The organism is Mesorhizobium sp. M1A.F.Ca.IN.020.03.2.1, from assembly GCF_004023205.1.
Lineage (GTDB): Bacteria > Pseudomonadota > Alphaproteobacteria > Rhizobiales > Rhizobiaceae > Mesorhizobium.
Map to the genome: position 1 here is coordinate 1 of NZ_RZSV01000402.1, position 2,678 is coordinate 2,678.

Below are 2,678 nucleotides of genomic sequence, written 5' to 3' on the forward strand. Positions count from 1 at the left end.
ATATTGCTGCCAGGCCTGGCCGCCGAACTCGTCGCCGCCAGCCGAATCGGCGGCGTTCGATTCGCCGTCAGCGGCGGCTCGCAGCGTGACGACCTGCCCTGTTTGCCGCTGCGGCGGCACGGCAGCGCCATGGTGCCGCGCGTCTTCCGAGCTGCTGTCGTCGTTGTCGCCGTAAGCGGAAGCACCGGAAGGATTGGCACGGGTAAAACGCATGGATGTCACACTCGAGATTCGTCGAACAAACGTGTCCCGAGACATAGGAACCGATGGTTAACAAGCTCTTCCGGAAGGGTCCGGGAAAAGTGCCGGTCGACGGTTCGAGTTGGGCTGGAAGAAGGAGGTGACCGGTGGCATCGAAGTCGGCTGCCGCGGCGCCGTAGCGTCGTCAAAGCGCCTCGCGTTCCTTCGCAATCGCTGCGCGCCGCAGGTTCACGCCGAGAGCGACGCCTGCTCCTCGGCCGCGAGCTTCTCGGTGCCGTAGGCCTTCAGAAAGACGTTCACGCCGGAGCGAACGACATGCTCGATCTCGGCTTGGCTCGGCGCCTTGGTGCGGTAGGAAAAAATGCACTGGCGGAAGAGGCCGGCGAGGCAGAGCTCGGTGAACTGATAGGCGGCGAGATCGACATCGTCGATCTTCAGCAGGCCGCGTTCGACGGCTTCGTTGAGGAAGATCATCACCTTGTCGTGGCCACGCTTGGGACCGCGCTCGTAGAAGCGGGCGCCAAGCTCGGGAATCCTGTCGGAAGCGCCGACCACGGTGCGCTGCGCCTGGATGACCTTGGCCGAGGTGATCTTGGCGGAGAGCACCATGCCGAACTTCACCAGCGTCTTGCGCAGGTCGTCGAAATGGTCGAGCACCTCATACATATTCTTGAAGATGGTGCCACGCTCTTCCTCGATGAGAGCCTCGAACAGCTCTTCCTTGTTGGCGAAATAGACGTAGATCGTGCCCTTGGAGACGCCGGCCTCGCGCGTGATGTCGTTCATCGACGCGGCTTCGAAGCCCTTGTCGATGAAGACGCGGCGCGCGCCTTCGATGATCTGGGCCCGTTTGATCGGATCCTGCCCGGCCGCGGGACGGCCTTTGCGCAGGTCGAGCAGATCGCTATCGGCTGTCGTTTCGACCATCGACGTCAAACCTCACGAAATATTTCGAACCAACCGGTTCGATTTGCTCTTGATATGGGCCTCTTTCCGCGCTATGTCAATCACCAATTCGAACCGAACGGTTCAGTCTGACTGACTTGTCCCAGAGAGATTATCATGTCCTCGAACGCGCCCGCTACCGCCGAAGTCCGCAATTTCCCCAACGCCAAGGTCCAGCCGTCGACCGAAGCTCCGGAAGCGCCTGTACTGCCCGCTCCTCCCGCGCCTGCCGAAGCGCCGGCCAAGAAGAAGCGCTCTGTCCGCTCGCTGCTGCTGCCGATCATCGGGCTGGGCCTCCTCGGCGCCGGCTCCTGGTACGGCTACGATTACTGGACCGACGGCCGGTTCATGATCTCCACCGACGACGCCTATGTCCAGGCCGACATGTCGTTCGTGTCGCCGAAAATCTCCGGCTATGTGGACAAGGTGCTGGTGAGCGAGAACCAGAGCGTCAAGGCCGGCGATCCGCTGTTCGTCATCGATGACGGCGACTACAAAATCGCGGTCGGCCAGGCGGAGGCGCAGATCGCCACGCTGGCGAAGACGCTCGACCGCATCGATGCGCAAACCAAGGCGGCGCAGGCCTCGCTGGCGCAAGCACAGGCGCAGAAGATCGCCGACCAGGCGGCGGCCGACAATGCGGCACGCGCACAGGCCCGCGCGGCGCAGCTGCTCAAGACGCATGTCGGCACGCAGGCACAACTCGACGACGCCCAGACGGCGCTCGACCAGGCGAAGGCAGCCCTCGCCGGCGCCGACGCGCAGATCACCGCCGCGCAGGCCAATATCGGCGTGCTCGAAGCCCAGCGTGCGGAATCCGCCAGCACGCTCGCCTCGCTGCAGCTCACCCGCGACAAGGCGCAGCGTGACCTTTCCTTCACCGTGCTCAAGGCGCCCTATGACGGCGTCGTCGGCAACCGCTCGGTCGAACAGGGCGACCTCGTCACGCCCGGCCAGAAGCTCGCCGTCGTCGTGCCGATGGATAAGCTCTACATCGTCGGCAACTTCAAGGAGACGCAGCTTGGCCGGCTGGTGCCTGGCGAGAAGGTCCGCATCACGGTCGATGCCATCGACGGCCAGACCTTCGAGGGCACGGTTTCGTCGCTGGCGCCGGCTTCGGGCGCGGTGTTCTCGCTGCTACCGCCGGAAAACGCCACCGGCAACTTCACCAAGGTGGTGCAGCGCGTGCCGGTCCGCATCGACGTGCCGGCCGACGTGCTGAAGACCGGCAAGTTGCGCGCCGGCCTCAGCGTCATCGTCGCCGCCGACAGCCGCACCGCGCCGGCCGCGACGACCAACTGAGCAGTTTGGGGGGCGGCCCGGTGGCCAATTGAGCGCCGAGCCGCCCAGCCTGTTTTGACGCAGTTCCGGGCGGAAAACGCCGCGCACTTTTGGAGCTGCCGCAGGGAGGCCATGAGATGGCAACCGCAACCATTACCGCAGGAGCAGCGCCGGCACGTCCGGCAGCCGCCGCCCCCGCCGACCACATGCCGGCGCGCCGCGTCATCGCCTTCCTGGCGATGGTGTTCGGC

The 2,678-nt window shown here is 65.0% G+C and carries 3 protein-coding genes; 1 reads left to right on the forward strand and 2 read right to left on the reverse strand.

Features of this window, described 5'->3' with window-relative positions:
- Both EOA79_RS31265 and EOA79_RS31270 read right to left on the reverse strand, forming a co-directional pair.
- Positions 1-213: hypothetical protein (locus EOA79_RS31265; RefSeq protein WP_164894041.1), on the reverse strand; the 213-nt coding region annotated here is incomplete at its 3' end.
- 216 nt (positions 214-429) lie between these two features.
- Positions 430-1,128: a TetR/AcrR family transcriptional regulator gene (locus EOA79_RS31270; protein WP_067323814.1), complete on the reverse strand. Its 699-nt coding sequence runs from the start codon at positions 1,126-1,128 to the stop codon at positions 430-432.
- Between the two features lie 135 nt (positions 1,129-1,263).
- Between EOA79_RS31270 and EOA79_RS31275 the strand changes: the two genes are divergently transcribed.
- The gene (locus EOA79_RS31275; RefSeq protein ID WP_127241619.1) at positions 1,264-2,448 is read left to right on the forward strand and encodes an HlyD family secretion protein; all 1,185 of its coding nucleotides are present in this window, start codon (positions 1,264-1,266) and stop codon (positions 2,446-2,448) included.
- The last annotated feature ends 230 nt before the right edge of the window (positions 2,449-2,678 follow it).